The sequence below is a fragment of the Kineococcus vitellinus genome (assembly GCF_009906315.1).
Taxonomy (GTDB): Bacteria; Actinomycetota; Actinomycetes; order Actinomycetales; family Kineococcaceae; genus Kineococcus; species Kineococcus vitellinus.
Window position 1 is genome coordinate 1 of sequence record NZ_JAAALL010000539.1, and the last position, 1,454, is coordinate 1,454.

At 80.9% G+C, this 1,454-nt stretch carries 1 protein-coding gene; it reads left to right on the forward strand.

Annotated features, from left to right (window positions below; translation table 11 throughout):
- The first annotated feature begins 93 nt into the window (after positions 1-93).
- On the forward strand, positions 94-1,329 hold the full coding sequence (locus tag GTQ99_RS23220; RefSeq protein WP_166618012.1) for a saccharopine dehydrogenase NADP-binding domain-containing protein: 1,236 nt from the start codon (positions 94-96) through the stop codon (positions 1,327-1,329).
- The last annotated feature ends 125 nt before the right edge of the window (positions 1,330-1,454 follow it).

Sequence of the window (1,454 nt, forward strand, 5' to 3'; positions counted from 1 at the left end):
CCGCCCCTGACGCGCGCCGGCCCGGGCCGGCGCGCTCCTGGCGCGGGCCGGCGCGGGCGGGCGGACCCGCGCCCGCGCGCCTACGCTCCGCGGGTGAGCAGGGACCTCGACGTCGTGGTGTTCGGCGCGAGCGGCTTCGCGGGGCGCCTGGTCGCCGCGCACCTGGCCGCGCACGCTCCCGCCGGCTTCCGCGCGGCCCTCGCGGGGCGCTCGCGCGAGCGGCTGGCCCGCGTGCGCGAGGACCTCGGTCCCGCCGCCGCCGGCTGGCCGCTGCTGGAGGCCGACGCGGCCGACCCGGGAGCGCTGCGCGAGCTCGCCGCCGCCACCCGGGTCGTCGCCTCCACCGTCGGGCCGTACCTGCGCCACGGGCTGCCGCTGGTGCGGGCGTGCGCGCAGGAGGGCACGCACTACGCCGACCTCACCGGCGAGGTCCTCTTCGTGCGCCGCAGCATCGACGCCTGCCACGAGACCGCCGCCGCCACCGGCGCGCGCATCGTGCACTCCTGCGGCTTCGACTCGGTGCCCTCGGACCTGGCGGTGCTGCTGACCGCCGAGCGCGCCGGCCCGCTGGAGGAGGCGGTCCTGGAGGTGTCCTCGCTGCGCGGCGGGGTCAGCGGCGGCACGCTGGACTCGCTGCGGGTGCAGCACGACACCGCGCACGGCGACCCGGCCGCCCGCGCGCTGCTGGCCGACCCCTACGCGCTCAGCCCCGACCGCGCGGGCGAGCCCGACCTCGGCCCCCAGCCGGACCTGCCGCCACCGGCCCGCCTGCCCGACGGGCGCTGGAGCGCGCCGTTCGTCATGGCGCCGTGCAACACGCGCGTGGTGCGGCGCAGCAACGCGCTGCGCGCGCACGCCCACGGGCCGCTGCGCTACCGCGAGGTCCTCGTCTTCTCCGGGCCCGCCGCCGCCGCGACGGCGCACGTGGTCACCGGCGCCCTGGCCGGGCTGTCCCGGGCGCTGGGCGTGCCGGCCGCGCGGCCGCTGCTGGACCGCCTGCTGCCCGCCCCCGGCTCCGGGCCCTCCGAGCGCACCCGCCGCACGGGGCGGTTCACCACGACGCTGCGGGCGCGGGCGCAGGACGGCTCCCGCTGGCGCACCGTCGTCTCGGCCGCCGGCGACCCCGGCTACGCCGCGACGTCGGTGATGCTCGGGCAGAGCGCGCTGGCGCTGGCCCTCGACGAGGACCGGCTGCCCGACGCGGCGGGCGTCCTGACACCGGCCACCGGCATCGGCCCGCTGCTGGGCGCGCGCCTGCGCGCCGCCGGCTTCACCGTGAGCACCGACCGCGTCGCGCCGCCGCACCCGTCCGGCCCCCCGATCGGGTGATCGGTGGGCGCGGCGCTCCCCGATGCCGGACAGTTCGCCCCATGGACCTCTCCCCGACGCCGCCGCCCACCCCCGCCGAGCGCGAGGCGGGGGTGGGCGGCGGCGTCGGGGAGAGGTCCATGGGG